Genomic DNA, 15,467 nt, shown 5'->3' with positions numbered 1-15,467 from the left:
TCCTCAGGTCCGCGCGCCGGCCGGGACGGCCAGCGCCGCGCGCGCCGGCGCGTCGCCGCGCATGCGCCACGCGCTGAACACGGCGATGACGCCCAGCGCGCTCAGGTACCACACCACGTACTTCGGATCGCCGCCGGCCCGGGCCAGCAGCCAGGTCGCGACGATGGGCGCGAGCCCGCCGCCTATCGCCCCCGACACCTGCACCGCCAGCGAGATGCCGGTGTAGCGCACCTGGGCCGGGAACTGGCTGGAAAACAAGGTGCCTTCCGGGCCGTAGAGGCAAGCGTAGACCAATCCCACGGCCAGGCAAACCGCCACGATGATCCAGGTCCGGTCGCCCGTGGCCAGCAATTGGAAGAAAACCGGTGCGCAGGCCAGGATGCCCACGGCGCCCGCCATGAAGACCCACTTGTGGCCCACCTTGTCGCCCAGCACGCCGAACAGCGGCATGGTGAACAGCGCCAGCGCCGCGCCCCAAATGGTCGCATCCAGCATCACCGACCGCGGCACCCCCAGCGTGCCGGTGGCGTAGGCCAGCGAAAACGTCACCACGGTGTAGAACCAGGTCACTTCCGCCAGCCGGGCGCCCACCACGGTCAGCAACGCGCGGCGGTGATGCTTGAGCACCTCGGCCACCGGCACTTCGACCTTGGCGCCCTTGTCGCGCATCTGCTCGAAGTCGGGCGATTCGGCGACCTTGACGCGGATGAACCAGCCCACCCCCAGCAACACCACGCTGGCCAGGAACGGCAGACGCCAGCCCCAGGCCAGCATGTCGGCTTCGGGCAGCCCGGCCACCGCGCCCATCGCCAGCGACGACAGGATCAGGCCCGGCGCCACGCCCGCCTGCGGCAGGCTGCCGAAAAAGCCCTTCTTGCCCTCCGGCGCATGCTCGACCGCCATCAGCACCGCTCCGCCCCACTCGCCGCCCACGGCGATACCCTGCAGGAAACGCATCAGCACCAGCAGCACCGCGGCCCAATAGCCGATCTGGTCGTACGACGGAATCAGCCCGATCAGGATGGTGGGCACACCCATCAGCAACAGCGTGATCAACAGCATGGACTTGCGGCCGATCTTGTCGCCATAGTGGCCGAAGATCACGCCGCCCAGCGGCCGCGCGAAAAATCCCACCGAATAGGTGGCAAAGGCCGCCAGCGTGCCCGTCAGCGGATCGAACGAGGGAAAGAAGATCTTGTTGAAGATCAGCGCGGCGGCCGTGCCGTACAGAAAAAAGTCGTACCACTCGATGGTGGTGCCCATCATGCTGGCCAGGCCGGCGGTGACGTAGTCGCGGCGCGAGCGCGCAGGCGTTGTCTTGGTCGTCATCATCGTGACTCCCCTTGAAAGTGTCGGTGTGGAAATTGCGCTTAGCGGGCGGCAGGCAAGGACGGCAGCGGCGCGATACCGTGCGTCTGGCGGCACCAGTAGTCGAAGGTGGCGCGCACGATGGACGGCTTGAGCAGGTAGTCATGCGCCTCGCGCGCCAGGGTGTCGTCCACCGGCGTCAGCGGGCCGAAGGCCTGCGCGCGGATCTGCATGCGCGCCGCGCGTTCCAGGTACACCGACAGGTAGGTCGCTTCCTCACAGCTGGCGCCCGCCGTCAGGTAGCCGTGATGCGCCAGGATGATGGCGCGCTTGGCGCCCAGCGCGGCCGAGATGATCACGCCCTCCTGGTCGGCGATCGGCACCCCGGGCCACTCGCCCAGGAACGCGCAGTCGTCGTGCAGCGGCGTCATGTCCATCTGCGAAATCACCAGCGGCTGGCGCGCCGCGGCCAGGGCCGAGGCCCACGGCGAATGGGTGTGGATGATGGAACGCACGTCGGGCCGGGCCTCGTACACCCACAGGTGAAAACGCGTGGCCGGGTTGGCCATGCCCTCGCCCGTCAGCGTGTTCAGGTCGCGGTCGACCTCGATGAAATCGGCCGGCGTGGCCTCGTCAAAGCCCAGGCCGAAGCGCAGCGTCCAGTAGGCGCCCGGGCGCTCGGACCGCACGCTGATCTGGCCGGCCAGGCCGGCTTCCTGTTCCGTCATGGCCAGGATGCGGCAGGCGTAGGCCATGGTCTCCTGGGCGCTGCGCGGCACCGCGCGCAGGTGCTGCGCCATCTCTTGGGTGGCGCGGGTGTCGAAATAGGCCTTTTCCCGCAATGCGTTGTCCATGCTGTCTCCTGTTTTTCTGGACGGCGCGGGCGGACGCCGCGCCATGGAAAACAGTATGGAAAGCTTGGCCGCATCAAGCCATGCAGCGCGGGTCATAGCAGCTATTCGGCAAGCCGCGACGGGTGGGGTCTGACCCTGCCCCCGGCCTCCTACCCCCGCGCGATGCGGCGCGCGCATTCCAGCAGCTCACCGACCAGCGGTAACGGCTGGCGCTGGGCCAGTGTGATGGCCACCACCCGGCGCCGCAGCACCGGGCTGGCGATGACGACCTTGCGCAGTCCGTAGTCGGTCAGCAGCTTCTCGGGAATGCGCGACGGCAGGATACAGGCGCCCACGCCGGACGACACCAGCTTGAGCATGGCGTCGATGGTTTCGGCCTCGGCCACGAATTCAGGCTGCAGGCCGGCGCTGTGGATCATCTTGCGCAGCGCGTAGTGCGGCGGAAACCCCACCAGCCGCAACGCCATGGCGCCCAAGTCGACGCGGTCCGCCACCTCGACCCCGCGTCGCACGATCAGGCACATGTCGTCGTCGAACAGCGGCGCGGACGCCAGGTTGTCGGACGCCACCGCCGCGTCGTAGACAAAGCCGATATCGGCCTTGCCGCTTTCCACCAGCGCCACCACCTCGGGCGAGCTGCGGCCCATGACGGACAGGTTGACGTGTTCGCGGCTGCTGACGAACTGCGCCACCACATCGGCCATGAAGTAATAGCTGAGCGTATGCACCGTGGCCAGCCGGACCGAGCCCTGCGTCACGCCTTCGCGCTGGCGCACCGCCTCCAGTGTCTGGTCGATGCTGCGGTAGGCCGGCAAGATGCCGTCCAGCAGGCGCGTGCCGGCCTCGGTCAGTTCGACGCCGCGGCCGGTGCGCACGAACAGCGGCTTGCCCACGTAAGCCTCCAGCGCGGCCAGCTGGCGGCTCAGGCCCGACTGGGTCTGGTCCAGGTCTTCGGCGGCGCGCGAAAGCGATTTCAATTCCGCGATCCGCGCGAAATAGCGCAATTGGCGGTCTGGCGTGTCCATGCGGCTTCCCCGGGGGCCCAGGCGCGGGCCCTGTCGTTATCGATCGCGCTCGTGGCGGCGCGGCTGACAGTGTGCCCCAAGGGCCGCGGCGCCACTACCGGGATTTGCGCTAGGGCCTGGCACGATGACTTGCCAACGGCCGGTGATCGCCTCATGAATTGATCGATGATAAATTAACAGGCTGAACCCGGAGACCCTATGGCCAGATTGCAACGCGAACCTGCCATGCCGCCGCCCGCGCCCCGCCAACTACATTCCGGAGTTCCCGTGCAATCCCCCCCGCAACGCCCCATCGCCGCCACCATCGCCGCCGTGGTGCGCGACGGCCACATCCTGCTGGTGCAGCGCGCCAACCCGCCCGACCAGCACCGCTGGGCCTTTCCCGGCGGCAAGATCGACGCAGGCGAGCGCCTGGAAGACGCCGCCGTGCGCGAGCTCTTCGAAGAATGCGGCGTGCGCGCCGAACCGCTGCGGGTCTTTGACGCCGTCGACGTGTTCGACCGCGACAACAGCGGCGCGCTGCGCCGGCACTTCATCCTGATCGCCGTGCTATGCCGCTGGCAGTCCGGCGAACCGGTGGCCGGCGACGACGCTCAGGACGCCCGCTGGGTGCCGCTGGCCGAGCTGGACGGCCAGGCGCTGGCGACCAGCTTCGGCGTGGCCAGCATCGCGCGCAAGGCCGCGGCGCTGATGGCGCAGGCCTCGGATCCGGACGCTATCCGCCCCTAGGCCCCCGCCCGCGGGCCGCCATGACCGGCACGGCCTGGGGTGATGTCCGGACGCAACCAGTGGCGGACGCGAAAAATCCGCCGCGCGGCGGCTGATCGTTACAGGCCGTACAGCACCGCGGGATTTGCCGTCAGCACCTGCCGCCGCGTGGCAGCTTGCGGCAGCCACGCGTTCAGTTCGGCGCGCAGGCCTTGCGCCGGAACACGGCGATAGGCGCTGACCTCGGTGGCCGGCTTGCCCGGTTCGCGCTGGGTATGCGGCCAGTCGCTGGCCCAGAGCACCCGTTCCGGATTGCAGCGCACGATGGCCTGCGCCAACGCGGCCAGCCGTGAGGCCTGGGCAAGGTCGGCCGGATCCGGACAGACCCGGTAGGAAGCCGACAGCTTGATATAGGCACTGCCGTCGCCCACCCGTTGCAGCACGGCCTGCACCCGCGGGTCATCCAAGGACGCATGCGCCGGAATCATCGCGAAATGATCCAGCACCACCGGCACCGGCAAACGGCCGAACGCCGGCGCCGCCGACGCGATGGCGTCCAGCGAGGCGTAGATCTGGATGTGCCAGCCCTGCCCCGCAAGACGGCCAGCCCAGGCCGCCAGCGCCCGGCGGACCGACGCCGGATCGCTCGCGCCCACGCTTTCAAGATTGACCCGCACTCCGCGCACGCCGGCATCATGCAGCCGGACCAATTCCGCATCGGTCACGTCGGTGTCCAGCACCGCCACGCCGCGCGCGGCGCCGTCAAGCGCATGCAGACTGTCGATCAGCAGGCGGTTGTCGGTGCCGTAGATGCTGGGTTGCACGATCACGGCATGCGCCAGGCCCAGGCGGGCCAGGTGCGCCCTCAAGTCCGTGACCGAGGCCGGGCCCGGTGTGTAGGGGCGATCGGCCGTCATCGGATAGCCGGCCTGCGGCGCCACCACGTGCACGTGGCAGTCGCAGGCATGGGCGGGAAGCATGGCCGCAGGCATGCTCAAGCCGCCGACAAACGGGCCACGAACGCCGCGCCGGCTTCGCGCGTGCCCAGCGTGCCGCCCACATCACGGGTGCATTCCCCCGCCAGGATGGTATCGGCGATGGTGCGTTCGATCGCCGCGGCCGCCTGCAGGAATTGCGGCTGGCTGGTCTTCTGGCCATGCCAGTTCAGCAGCATCGCGCCCGACAGGATGAGCGAGATCGGATTGGCGATGTTCTGGCCAGCGATATCGGGCGCGGACCCATGGGCCGCCTGCCCCATCGCGTAGTCGCGTCCCGCATTCAGCGATCCGCCCAACCCCAGGCTGCCCGACAGCTCAGCCGTCAGGTCCGACAGGATGTCGCCGAACATGTTGGTGGTGACGATGACGTCATAGCGCTGCGGCGCGCGCACCACGTGCGCCATCATGGCGTCGACGATCACATCGTCCACGCGCACATCCGGAAATTCCTGCGCCACCTGGCGGCACATCTCCAGGAACATGCCGTCGCCCAGCTTGAGCACATTGGCCTTGTGCACCATCGTGACGTGCTTATTGCGCGTCATGGCCAGCTCGAACGCCGTGCGCGCGATGCGCTCGCAGCACTGCCGGGTAATGCGGCGCAGCGACACCACTACGTCCGGCGTGATCAGCATTTCGCTGCCGCCGGAAGCAATGTTGCGGTCGGCATAGAAGCCTTCGGTGTTCTCGCGCACCACCACCAGGTCGAACTCCCCCAGGCGCGCGTTCATGCCGGGATAGGTTCTGGCCGGGCGGATATTGGCGTGCAGGTCGAGGTTCTTGCGGAAATACATCGACGGATTGATCTCGCCGCGGGCCTCGTCCTTGAAGTCATAGGTAGCCATGGGGCCCAGCATCAGGCCGTCGGCGGCCTTGACCTTTTCCAGCAGCGCGGGCGTCACGGTCGCGCCGTGCTGCTTCAGGCTGTCATGGCCCGCTATGTCGTGGTCAAAGCGAAGGCCCAGGCCGAAGCGGCGCGAGGCGGCGTCCAGCACATCGACGGCGACCGCCATGGTTTCGGGGCCGATACCGTCGCCGGGGAGTACAACGATTTTCATGGAGCGTGTTCCTGTTGGGTTGAGCGGTCAGGCTTATTCGACCTGGATCCCGGTGGCTTGCACCAGGCGTTGATACTTGGCGGCTTCGCCGCGCACGAAAGCGGTGAATTGCTGGGTGGAGTTCGGACGCACCGCGGCCCCATCGCCTTCCAGGCGCGACTTGATCGCGGGTTCGGCCAGGATGGCGTTCAGCTTGGTGTTCAGCAACTCCACGATAGCAGCGGGCGTCTGCGCAGGCGCGAACACGCCGCCCCACAGGCTGAACTGAAAGTCCGGCACAGCGGCCTCGCTGACCGTCGGCACCTGGGGCAACACGCCAAGCCGCTCCCGCGAGGACACGGCCAGCGCCCGCAAGCGCCCGCTATTCAGGTGCGGCATGACCGCGGATGCGCTGGAAAAGAAGAAGTCCACGTGGCCACCGAGCAAATCCGACATGGCCTGGCCAGCGCCCTTGTACGGGGCGTGCAGCATGCGGGTTTGCGTCCCCAGCGCCAGCGCGGCCGCGGCCAGGTGTCCCGGCGTGGCGGTGCCCGACGAGGCATAGGCCAGGGCGTCCGGCTTGGCGCGGGCGGCGGCGATCAGCGCCCCCAGGTCCGCGTAGGGCGATTTTTCCGGCACCGCCAGAACCAGCGGGGAATCGCCCACCAGGATCACCGGGGCAAATTCACGTAAGGGGTCGTAGCCCAGCGCTTTCATGGCATAGGGATTGACCGCGATCTCGCCGGTCTGGCCCAGCAGCAGCGTGTAGCCGTCGGCGGGCGCGCGCAGCACCAGCCGGGAGCCCACCGCGCCGGATGCGCCGGGACGGTTTTCGACGATGACGGTCTGGTTGAATTCCGTGCCCAGGCGTTCGGCCAGAATGCGGGCGAACACATCGCCCTGTCCGCCAGGCGCGTAGGGCACGACCAACGTCACCGGTCTGGCGGGATAGGAGTCGGCGGCGCGGGCCGCGCCGGCCAGGGCGCAGGCCCATCCGGCCGCGGCGCCTTGCAGCAGGCGCCGGCGCGACGGGCTGTATGGTTCAGAGGTCTGGCTCATGAGGTCTCCTTCGTGTGCTTATGCGGGGCGCATCAATCCAGCGCCATGCCGGATTGCTGGACGACGCCACGCCACATCCGCAGCTCGGCCGACAGGGCCTGGCCGAAGTCGTCGGGCGAACCGCTGATCGCCTGCGCGCCCTCGTGCTGCAAGCGCTCGCGCACCAGCGTGTCGGACGCAGCGGCATTGATGGCCTGGTTCAGCTTGCCCACGACGTCGGACGGCGTGCCAGCCGGGGCCAGCACCCCCCACCAGGTCGTGATGTCGAAATCGGCGACGCCCGCTTCGGCCACGGTCGGGGTGTCGGGAAACAGCGGCGAGCGCGTCTTGCCGGTCACCGCCAGCAGATCCACGCGCTGATCGCGCACTTGCGACAGGATGGTGGGAACGGTCGCGAAGAACACCTGCACGCGTCCGGCCAGCAGGTCGACCGTGGCCGGACCGCTGCCCTTGTAGGGCACGTGCGTCATCACCGCGTTCGCCTTCTGCTTGAACAATTCGCCGGCCAGGTGGTTGATGCTGCCGTTGCCGGCCGAGCAGAAATTCAAGTTGGCTTCGGGCGTGGCGGCAAGCTTGCGCAGATCGGCAACGGAGCGCAGCTTCAGGTCTTTGGCCGTCACCACGAACAAGGGGCCCCGTCCCAGCATCGCGATGGGCGCAAAGGACTTGAGCACGTCATAGCTGGTGCTGATGCCCGCGGCGGCGTTGGTCACGAAGGTCGACGTCGCGAACAGCAGCGTATAGCCATCGGGACGCGCATTGGCGACCATGCCGGCGCCGATCGAGCCGCCCCCGCCGCCCCGGTTCTCCACGACGACGGACTGGCCCAGCTTGTCGGCCAGGGTGCGCGCCATGTCGCGCGCGATGCTGTCCGTGCCGCCGCCCGCCGAAAAAGGCACCACCAGCGTGATGGGCCGGCTGGGGTAGACGTCGGCCGCCATGGCCGGCGCGCAAAACGCGGGCAAAAGCAGGGCCAGCCCCGCCAGCAGACGCTGCGGGGATACTTGGGACTTGCTCATCGATTTGTCTCCGATCGACGGCCGCGCTTATCCCTGGCGCAGCATCTTTAGGCGTTCCAGCAGGGCCTGGTGAATATGGTGGCGAGCGGCGTCTTGCGCGCCTTGCTCGTCGCGGGCGCGGATGGCGTCCACGATGGTCTGATGTTCTTCGTTGGAGCGGCGGGCGCGCTCGGGCGCACTGAGCGTGCTGCGCCCCAGCAGATAGGTGGTCTCGGTCAACGATTGCAGCGACCGGATCAGATAGCGGTTATGCGCGGCGCTGTAGATGGCTTCGTGAAAGCGCAGATTCTGCGCAACAGGGTCGCCGCCGTCGCCCTCATCGAGAATGGCCTGCATGTGGGCGACATCGGCGGGGGTTGCGTGGCGCGCGGCGAAGGCGGCGGCCGAGCCCTCGAGCACTTCGCGCATGGAGTAGAGCTCGCCGACTTCCTGCTGGTCCATGGTGGTCACCACCAGGCCCCGGCCGGGCTCGTGCGTGATCAGGCCTTCGTCCTGGATGCGCTTGAGCGCTTCGCGCACCGGCGTGCGCCCCATGTCGAGCAGGCCGGCGACCTCGACTTCGCGCAGGCGGTCGCTGGCCGTGAACATCCCCGCCAGGATGCGGCGCTTGATCTCGTTGTAGGCAGCAAAGGCCTGCGAATTGCTCTTGACGATGGGCATACGAGTCTCGGCTGATTTTTGTATATTTTTGCATACAAAAAATCGAAGCGCAACGACGCCGCTGAAAACCGGGTGTTCCCGGACCTTTTACTATAGGAGTCCCGCAGCCCCGCTCCCGCCATGTTCGACACCTACCTCTCCCGCTGGAACCTCGTGCCTGACGGCGCCCCTATCACCACCCCCGCCGCGCGGCTGCTGCCGGTGCGCCAGGACGGCGTGCCCGCGATGCTGAAGGTGTCGGTCGAGGAAGACGAGCGCCAGGGCGGCGTGCTGATGACCTGGTGGAACGGCCGCGGCGCGGCGCGGGTGCTGGCGCACGATGACCACGCCATCCTGCTGGAACGCGCCACCGGCACGCGGTCGCTGGCCGCCTACGCCCGCAACGGCCGCGACGACGACGCCACCCGCATCATCTGCGGCGTGCTGCGCGAGCTGCATGCGCCGCGCGCCCAGGCCTTGCCGCCCCTGCGCCCGCTGGAAGAATGGTTCGTCGACCTGTGGCCCATGGCGCAGGCGCGCGGCGGCATCCTGGCGCACAGCGCCCGCCACGCCCGCGCCCTGCTGGACCACCCGCAAGACCCGGTCGTGCTGCATGGCGACGTGCATCACGACAACATCCTGGATTTCGGCGAACGCGGCTGGCTGGTCATCGACCCCAAGCGGCTCCATGGCGACCGCGGCTTCGATTACGCCAATGTGTTCTGCAACCCGGACCTGGCCGACCCGAACCCGCCCGTGGCCATCGTGCCGGGGCGCTTCGAGCGCCGTCTGGACATCATTGTCGAAGAATCCGGCCTGGACCGCCGCCGCCTGCTGCAATGGGTGGTGGCCTGGTGCGGACTGTCGGCCGCCTGGTTCCTGGGCGACGGCGACGACGCGGCGATCGACCTGAACATCGCCGCGCAAGCGCAGGCGCTGCTCGAAGGCTAGCGCGGCTGCGGCCCAACCACGACGGGCCGCAGCCTGCCCCCTGTCAAACGACCATCCGGATCGATCGGTTAAGGTGTAGCTCCACACCCCTTAACCTCTCATTCCAGGAGTACCGGATGACCGGATTGTTTATCGTGGTGGCGGCGCTGGCGTTCTTGATGCTGGCGGCGTATCGAGGCTACAGCGTGATTCTTTGCGCGCCCATCGCAGCCATGGGCGCGGTGCTGCTGACAGACCCGTCTGCGCTGGCGCCCGTGTTCTCGGGCATCTTCATGGAGCGCATGGCGGGCTTCGCCAAGCTCTACTTCCCCGTCTTCCTGTTGGGCGCCGTTTTCGGCAAGCTGATCGAGCTGTCGGGCTTTTCTCGCGCCATCGTGCAGGCCGTGCTGCGGCTGATCGGCGCCGAGCGCGCCATCATGGCCATCGTGCTGGTGTGCGCCGTGCTGACCTACGGCGGCGTATCGTTGTTCGTGGTGGTGTTCGCCGTCTACCCCTTCGCGGCCGAGATGTTCCGCCAGGGCGGCATCCCCAAACGCCTGATGCCCGGCGCCATCGCACTGGGCGCGTTCACCTTCACGATGACCGCACTGCCCGGCACGCCGCAGATCCAGAACATCATCCCCACCACCTTCTTCGAGACCACCACCTGGGCCGCGCCCTGGCTGGGGCTGATCGGCTCGGCTTTCACGCTGACCGCCGGCATCAGCTATCTGGAATGGCGCCGCAAGCGCGCCGCCGCCGCGGGCGAAACCTACGGCACCGAGCTACGCAACGAACCGGCCACGCCCCCGGACGGACGCGAACACCATCCGCTGGTGGCGCTGTTGCCGCTGGTGGTCGTGGGCGTGGTCAACTTCCTGCTGACCCGCTGGATTCCGGGCTGGTACCCCGCCGGCGCCCAGGTCGAGCTGCCCGGCCTGCCCCAGCCCCTGCCCGTCAATGCCGCCGACCAGGTGGCCTTGTGGGCCGTGATGGGCGCGCTGATCGCGGGCATCTTCACCATCCTGGCGTTCTCGTTTTCCAGCATCAAGGCGCACTTCGCCGAGGGCAGCAAAAGCGCCGTGTCCGGCGCCCTGCTGGCGTCCATGAACACCGCCGCCGAATACGGCTTTGGCGGCGTCATCGCCGCGCTACCAGGCTTTCTGATGGTGGCCAGCGCGCTCAAGGCCATCCCCGATCCGCTGGTGGGCGAAGCGGTGGCGGTGACCTCGCTGGCGGGCATCACCGGATCGGCGTCCGGCGGCATGAGCATCGCCCTGGCGGCCATGGCGCAGACCTTCATCGACAGCGCCAACGCAGCCGGCATTCCCATGGACGTGCTGCACCGGATCGCCGCCATGGCCAGCGGCGGCATGGACACCCTGCCGCACAACGGCGCCGTCATCACCCTGCTGGCCGTCACCGGCCTGACCCACCGCCAGTCCTATGGCGACATCTTCGCCATCACCCTGATCTCGACGCTGTCGGTCTTCCTGGTGATCGCGGTGTACTACCTGACCGGCATTGTCTGAGCGAAGGCCTGGCCGAAAAGCTCGGCCAGCCATAGGCTGAACACCCGCACCCGCGCCGACACCTGGCGGTTCTGCGGGTACAGCACCGACACCGGCATCGGCGCGGGCGGCATATCGGGCAGCACCACCGTCAGGCGCCCGGCCGCCAAATCGTCCTCCACGCGATAGCGCGGCACCTGCACCAGCCCCAGGCCGGCCAGCGCCGCGCTGGCGTACAGCTCGGCGCCCGTCACGCTGACCACGGCGGCCGGGCGCAACAGCACATTGCGCCCGTCCACCATGAAATCCAGCGGCAGGCTGCGGCCCGTGGACGATGACAGGTAATCCACCGCCAGGTGATTCGCCAGATCGTCCAGGCTGGCGGGCACCCCATGGCGTTCCAGGTAGGCGGGGCTGGCCACCGTGACCTGCGGCATCAGCGCAATCTGGCGCCCCACCAGCGACGAATCCTGCAGGGTGCCGGCGCGCAGCACGCAGTCCACGCCTTCGCGCACCAGATCCACCAGACGGTCGTCCTCGCCCAGATGCAGCACGATGTCGGGATAGCGCGCCAGGAACGCCGGCAGGCCCGGCACCACGAACACCCGCGCCAGCGTGCCCTGCGCGTTGACCCGCAACAGCCCCTTGGGCGCGGTGTTCAGGAACGCGCCGTCGGCCTCTTCCAGGTCCGCCAACAGGCGCACGCAGCGCCGGTAGTAAGCCTCGCCGTCATGGGTCAGCCGCACCTGGCGCGTGGTGCGCTCCAGCAGGCGCGCGCCCAGGCGCTTTTCCATGCGCTTGATCAGGTTGGTGACCGTGGCGCGGGGAATCTGCAGGTCTTCCGATGCCTGGGAAAAACTGCGCCGCTCGGCGATACGCACAAATACCTGCATTTCCTGGAAGCGATCCATGCGCAGCCCCTATTATTAATGCAAATGAAATTATGTTAGCAAAAACCGGGTAATTATCTTTGGTTTGGAATAGTCCATGATTCGTCTCACTCACTCACGGAGAACTTCATGAACACCCAAGCCTTCCAACGCGTTGCCCTGGTCACCGGCGGATCCCGCGGCATCGGCGCCGCCATCGTGCGCCGCCTGGCCGCCGACGGCTTTGCCGTCGCCATCAACTACGCCTCCGGCGCGGCCGACGCCGACGCCCTGGCCGCCGAGATCCGCCAGGCCGGCGGCCGTGCCACCGCCGTACGCGCCGACGTGTCCAAGGCCGCCGACGTGCGCGCCATGTTCGACCAGGTCGAAGCCGACTTGGGCCGCATCGACGTCCTGGTCAACAACGCCGGCGTGCTCAAGCTGCAGACGCTGGCCGACACCACCGACGAGCAGTACGACCAGACGTTCGGCATCAATACCCGCGGCACGTTCAACACCCTGCGTGAGGCCGGCGCCAGGCTGGCCGACGGCGGCCGCATCGTCAACGTGTCCAGCACCACGTTGGCGCTGAACATGCCCACCTACGGCATCTACATCGCCAGCAAGGCCGCGGTCGAAGGCTTCACCCGCGTGTTCGCCAAGGAGCTACGCGGCCGCCACATCACGGTCAACGCCGTCGCGCCTGGCCCGGTCGCCACCGACCTGTTCAGGAAAGGCAAGAGTCCCGAACTGATCGAACATTTCGCCAAGATGCCGCCGCTGGAACGCCTTGGGCAGCCGGAGGATATTTCGGGTGTGGTGTCGTTCCTGGTCAGCCAGGATGGGGGATGGATCAATGGCCAGGTGCTGCGCGCGAACGGCGGTATTGCCTGATCGCGCAGCTAAGGATTCGAATGCGCGGGACCGCTCCGGAGACATGCAAAAGCCGTATCCGGTAGGATGCCCAATCCTACCGCTGCGCACGCACGCCCCGCGCCATTGATTCGGATCATTTCCATACGCCCCGTGCAGCGCTCATCGACGAAGAGTCCCCATGCATCGACGTTTTCCACACGCCTTGTTGATCGCCCTGACGACCTGCTTCGGCGCCGTCGTCTCTCCGGCGCGCGCCCAGGCCCCATCGACGCCCAAAGTACAGCCTGGTGACGGGCACCCTTACGAGATCGCCGACAGCGAGGTATGGGACGTGCCCGATCCCGTTTCCCAACGTGGCTACCAGGTCTTCGTTGCGCTGCCGCCCTCCTACGCCAAGCAGCCGCAGCGGCGCTACCCCGTGCTGTATGTGACCGACGCCGACTACGCTTTCCCGATCATCCGCCAGCTGGCGCGCCGCCTGAATGTCGAAGGCCCCCGGATCGAGGAATTCATTCTCGTCGGCCTGTCTTATGGAAAAGGCGAGGATGGCGGCGCCAGCCGCCAGCGTGACTACACGCCGACACCGAACGGCCCGAGTACGGCCCCGCCCGGCTCGATCCATGGCCAGGCGCAGGCCTATCAACGCTATCTGCGCGATCAGGCAAAGCCCTTCATCACCGCTCGCTATCGGACGGATCCCGCCAGGGAAATCTTCCTGGGCCACTCCTACGGCGCGCTGCTAGGGACACAGATCCTGTTCACGGAGCCCGGCTTGTTCAGCGGCTATATCCTCGGCAGTCCGTCTCTCTGGTACGACAAGCGACATGCCTTGAAGCTCGAAGCGAGCTACGCCAAGCAGAACCAGGACCTGAAGGCGAATGTCTATCTGTATGTCGGCGCCTACGAAGCCTTACGCAAAGGCGATCGGCGCTACAACCAGACGGTGGACATGGTCGCCGACAACCGGGCATTGGAGGCCGCGCTGCAAAGCAGAAAGTACCCAGGCTTGAAACTGAAGTCAGTGGTCTTGAACGACGAGGATCATCTCACCGTCGCACCACGCGGCTTCACGCAGGGGTTGAAGTATCTGCTGCCCGTGCGCTGAATCGGCCAAACTTCTCCCGATAGGCGGTCGGGCTCGTCAGCACAATCCGCCGAAAATGCCTGCGCATCGACTCCTCCGACCCAAACCCCGCCAGCTCGGCAATGCGGCCGATCGGCAACAAGGTCTGCGCTTCGAGCATCTCACGGGCCACCGCCACCCGTTCACGCACCAGCCATTCATACGGCGCCATGCCGGTGGCATCATGAAATTGCCGTTGCAGCGTACGCGGACTCATCGCCGCGCGTTCCGCGAGCGAGCGCAGCGTGTGCGGCAAGGCAGGATACTGACGCATCCAGTCCATCAACTTCGTCAAGCGCCCGCTTTCATCTTGCGGCATGGGGCGCGGCACAAACTGCGCCTGGCCGCCTTCCCGGTGCGGCGCCACCACCAGCCGCTGCGCCACCCGGTTCGCCACGGCGCCGCCGTAATCGCGCCTGACCAGGTGCAGCAACATATCCAGCCCCGCCGCGGAGCCCGCCGACGTGATGATCTGGCCTTCGTCGATGTACAGCGCGTCCGGCTTGACACGCACTTGCGGATAGCGCCGCTGCAGCGCTGCGGCGTATCGCCAGTGGGTGGTCACGGTCTTGCCGTCCAGCACCCCTGCCGCAGCCAGCACGAATACGCCGGAGCAGATCGAACACAGCCGCGCCCCACGCTGGTAGGCCTTGCGGATGCGTTTTAGCAGGGGTTCGGGCGGCAATTCGTCGGCATCGCGCCAACCCGGCACCACGATCGTATCGGCGCGATCAAGCATGTTGAGCGTATAAGGCGCGGCGACCGTGATGCCACCTGCGGCGCGCAACGGACCCGGCTCGCTCGCGCATACGGCGAAGCGATACCAATCTACGTCGAGCTCTGGCCGTTCAAGTGCGAACAGTTCCGTCGCGCAGCCGAATTCGAAAGTACAGAGCCGGTCGTAGGCCAGCGCCACGACAAGATGATTATCCATGGCGTAATATTACCGAAGAATGGCAATTACGCCACTACTGCGGATGGCGGCTAACCGCCAGAATGTGGCACCTGAATCTGTACTTCAGGCACTTTTCCATCGAACCATCCATGCAGAGTTCAACCATGTCGACTCCCAACGCCGTCACCGCGATCCCCGCCGCCCACAGCGACGCCGCGCTTGCCCACTTTCGCGCGGCAATGCAGTTCGAGACCGATTGTTCCGACGTTGCCGGCGCGCTCGCCAGTGGCGCGCCCGGTTTCGTATTGCTTGATGTCCGCAGCCCCGCGCTGTTCGCGCGGGGCCATGTGCCGGGCGCGCTAAATCTGCCGCACGGCAAGATCGTCGCATCCAAACTCGCGGACTATCCCGCCGATACGCTCTTCGTCACGTACTGCGCGGGGCCGCACTGCAATGGCGCGACGCGTGGCGCGTTGCGGTGTGCCCAACTGGGGCGGCCGGTGAAGGTGATGATTGGCGGAATCACCGGATGGCTCGACGAGGGCTTCGACCTGGCGACGGGCGATGCCGCGCCGTGAAGAATCCCGGCCTTGCCGATAGTCGAGCACGACGTGGC

The 15,467-nt window shown here is 67.3% G+C and carries 16 protein-coding genes; 6 read left to right on the top strand and 10 right to left on the bottom strand.

All coding sequences use genetic code 11. The annotated features are described in order from the left end of the window. Positions 1-3: 3 nt before the first annotated feature. The 3 genes from A9974_RS03685 to A9974_RS03675 all read right to left on the bottom strand — a co-directional run bounded on the left by A9974_RS03685 (position 4) and on the right by A9974_RS03675 (position 3,187). Positions 4-1,332: an MFS transporter gene (locus tag A9974_RS03685; RefSeq protein ID WP_183002805.1), complete on the bottom strand. Its 1,329-nt coding sequence runs from the start codon at positions 1,330-1,332 to the stop codon at positions 4-6. Between the two features lie 38 nt (positions 1,333-1,370). Beyond that, positions 1,371-2,162, bottom strand: coding sequence for an aldolase (locus A9974_RS03680; protein ID WP_183002804.1), 792 nt, complete (start codon positions 2,160-2,162; stop codon positions 1,371-1,373). A gap of 149 nt (positions 2,163-2,311) precedes the next feature. Beyond that, on the bottom strand, positions 2,312-3,187 hold the full coding sequence (locus A9974_RS03675; protein WP_183002803.1) for a LysR family transcriptional regulator: 876 nt from the start codon (positions 3,185-3,187) through the stop codon (positions 2,312-2,314). 225 nt (positions 3,188-3,412) lie between these two features. Here A9974_RS03675 and A9974_RS03670 point away from each other — a divergent pair, with 225 nt between their 5' ends. Continuing rightward, entirely contained in the window at positions 3,413-3,916 is a 504-nt protein-coding gene (locus A9974_RS03670) for an NUDIX hydrolase (protein WP_220805837.1), read from the top strand. 98 nt (positions 3,917-4,014) lie between these two features. Here A9974_RS03670 and A9974_RS03665 read toward each other — a convergent pair whose 3' ends face one another. From A9974_RS03665 to A9974_RS03645, 5 genes are read right to left on the bottom strand one after another with little or no spacing between them, the layout of a single operon-like run. Further along, positions 4,015-4,875 (bottom strand): amidohydrolase, encoded by an 861-nt coding sequence (locus A9974_RS03665; RefSeq protein ID WP_183002801.1) that lies wholly within the window; start codon positions 4,873-4,875, stop codon positions 4,015-4,017. A gap of 14 nt (positions 4,876-4,889) precedes the next feature. Continuing rightward, entirely contained in the window at positions 4,890-5,951 is a 1,062-nt protein-coding gene (locus tag A9974_RS03660) for an isocitrate/isopropylmalate dehydrogenase family protein (protein ID WP_183002800.1), read from the bottom strand. 33 nt (positions 5,952-5,984) lie between these two features. Beyond that, on the bottom strand, positions 5,985-6,989 hold the full coding sequence (locus A9974_RS03655) for a tripartite tricarboxylate transporter substrate binding protein (RefSeq protein WP_183002799.1): 1,005 nt from the start codon (positions 6,987-6,989) through the stop codon (positions 5,985-5,987). A gap of 32 nt (positions 6,990-7,021) precedes the next feature. Then, positions 7,022-8,008, bottom strand: coding sequence for a tripartite tricarboxylate transporter substrate binding protein (locus tag A9974_RS03650; RefSeq protein ID WP_183002798.1), 987 nt, complete (start codon positions 8,006-8,008; stop codon positions 7,022-7,024). A gap of 27 nt (positions 8,009-8,035) precedes the next feature. Next, positions 8,036-8,668: a GntR family transcriptional regulator gene (locus A9974_RS03645; RefSeq protein ID WP_255467993.1), complete on the bottom strand. Its 633-nt coding sequence runs from the start codon at positions 8,666-8,668 to the stop codon at positions 8,036-8,038. Between the two features lie 120 nt (positions 8,669-8,788). Between A9974_RS03645 and A9974_RS03640 the strand changes: the two genes are divergently transcribed. Both A9974_RS03640 and A9974_RS03635 read left to right on the top strand, forming a co-directional pair. Continuing rightward, positions 8,789-9,598 carry an aminoglycoside phosphotransferase family protein gene (locus A9974_RS03640; protein ID WP_183002797.1) on the top strand — a complete coding sequence of 270 codons (810 nt, stop codon included), beginning with the start codon at positions 8,789-8,791 and terminating at the stop codon, positions 9,596-9,598. A gap of 116 nt (positions 9,599-9,714) precedes the next feature. Further along, complete coding sequence (locus tag A9974_RS03635) at positions 9,715-11,109, top strand: GntP family permease (protein ID WP_183002796.1); 1,395 nt, start codon at positions 9,715-9,717, stop codon at positions 11,107-11,109. Here the strand turns inward: A9974_RS03635 and A9974_RS03630 are convergent. After that, positions 11,088-11,999 (bottom strand): LysR family transcriptional regulator, encoded by a 912-nt coding sequence (locus tag A9974_RS03630; RefSeq protein ID WP_183002795.1) that lies wholly within the window; start codon positions 11,997-11,999, stop codon positions 11,088-11,090. The two genes, A9974_RS03635 and A9974_RS03630, sit on opposite strands and share 22 nt — an antisense overlap. 108 nt (positions 12,000-12,107) lie before the next feature. Here A9974_RS03630 and A9974_RS03625 point away from each other — a divergent pair, with 108 nt between their 5' ends. Together A9974_RS03625 and A9974_RS03620 are read left to right on the top strand one after the other, a co-directional pair. Continuing rightward, positions 12,108-12,851, top strand: coding sequence for an SDR family oxidoreductase (locus tag A9974_RS03625; RefSeq protein WP_183002794.1), 744 nt, complete (start codon positions 12,108-12,110; stop codon positions 12,849-12,851). A gap of 160 nt (positions 12,852-13,011) precedes the next feature. Beyond that, positions 13,012-13,938 (top strand): alpha/beta hydrolase, encoded by a 927-nt coding sequence (locus A9974_RS03620; RefSeq protein ID WP_183002793.1) that lies wholly within the window; start codon positions 13,012-13,014, stop codon positions 13,936-13,938. Here A9974_RS03620 and ftrA read toward each other — a convergent pair. Further along, a complete protein-coding gene (gene ftrA / locus A9974_RS03615) occupies positions 13,901-14,890 on the bottom strand; it encodes a transcriptional regulator FtrA (RefSeq protein WP_183002792.1) in 990 nt (329 codons plus the stop codon). The two genes, A9974_RS03620 and ftrA, sit on opposite strands and share 38 nt — an antisense overlap. A gap of 125 nt (positions 14,891-15,015) precedes the next feature. On the opposite strand from ftrA, the gene A9974_RS03610 reads away from it, so the two are divergent. After that, a complete protein-coding gene (locus tag A9974_RS03610) occupies positions 15,016-15,429 on the top strand; it encodes a rhodanese-like domain-containing protein (protein WP_183003091.1) in 414 nt (137 codons plus the stop codon). Positions 15,430-15,467 lie beyond the last annotated feature (38 nt).

Origin of the sequence: Achromobacter sp. UMC71 (genome assembly GCF_014170305.1) — a bacterium.
GTDB lineage: Bacteria > Pseudomonadota > Gammaproteobacteria > Burkholderiales > Burkholderiaceae_B > Achromobacter.
The sequence above is the reverse complement of the archived record's forward strand: the minus strand, read 5'-3'. Positions and strand labels throughout refer to the sequence as shown.

Bases quoted from the DNA above. Each gene is read 5' to 3' on its own strand.
- A9974_RS03685 (WP_183002805.1), bottom strand. From the start codon at position 1,332: ATGATGACGACCAAGACAACGCCTGCGCGCTCGCGCCGCGACTACGTC.
- A9974_RS03680 (WP_183002804.1), bottom strand. From the start codon at position 2,162: ATGGACAACGCATTGCGGGAAAAGGCCTATTTCGACACCCGCGCCACC.
- A9974_RS03675 (WP_183002803.1), bottom strand. From the start codon at position 3,187: ATGGACACGCCAGACCGCCAATTGCGCTATTTCGCGCGGATCGCGGAA.
- A9974_RS03670 (WP_220805837.1), top strand. From the start codon at position 3,413: ATGCCGCCGCCCGCGCCCCGCCAACTACATTCCGGAGTTCCCGTGCAA.
- A9974_RS03665 (WP_183002801.1), bottom strand. From the start codon at position 4,875: ATGCTTCCCGCCCATGCCTGCGACTGCCACGTGCACGTGGTGGCGCCG.
- A9974_RS03660 (WP_183002800.1), bottom strand. From the start codon at position 5,951: ATGAAAATCGTTGTACTCCCCGGCGACGGTATCGGCCCCGAAACCATG.
- A9974_RS03655 (WP_183002799.1), bottom strand. From the start codon at position 6,989: ATGAGCCAGACCTCTGAACCATACAGCCCGTCGCGCCGGCGCCTGCTG.
- A9974_RS03650 (WP_183002798.1), bottom strand. From the start codon at position 8,008: ATGAGCAAGTCCCAAGTATCCCCGCAGCGTCTGCTGGCGGGGCTGGCC.
- A9974_RS03645 (WP_255467993.1), bottom strand. From the start codon at position 8,668: ATGCCCATCGTCAAGAGCAATTCGCAGGCCTTTGCTGCCTACAACGAG.
- A9974_RS03640 (WP_183002797.1), top strand. From the start codon at position 8,789: ATGTTCGACACCTACCTCTCCCGCTGGAACCTCGTGCCTGACGGCGCC.
- A9974_RS03635 (WP_183002796.1), top strand. From the start codon at position 9,715: ATGACCGGATTGTTTATCGTGGTGGCGGCGCTGGCGTTCTTGATGCTG.
- A9974_RS03630 (WP_183002795.1), bottom strand. From the start codon at position 11,999: ATGGATCGCTTCCAGGAAATGCAGGTATTTGTGCGTATCGCCGAGCGG.
- A9974_RS03625 (WP_183002794.1), top strand. From the start codon at position 12,108: ATGAACACCCAAGCCTTCCAACGCGTTGCCCTGGTCACCGGCGGATCC.
- A9974_RS03620 (WP_183002793.1), top strand. From the start codon at position 13,012: ATGCATCGACGTTTTCCACACGCCTTGTTGATCGCCCTGACGACCTGC.
- ftrA (WP_183002792.1), bottom strand. From the start codon at position 14,890: ATGGATAATCATCTTGTCGTGGCGCTGGCCTACGACCGGCTCTGTACT.
- A9974_RS03610 (WP_183003091.1), top strand. From the start codon at position 15,016: ATGTCGACTCCCAACGCCGTCACCGCGATCCCCGCCGCCCACAGCGAC.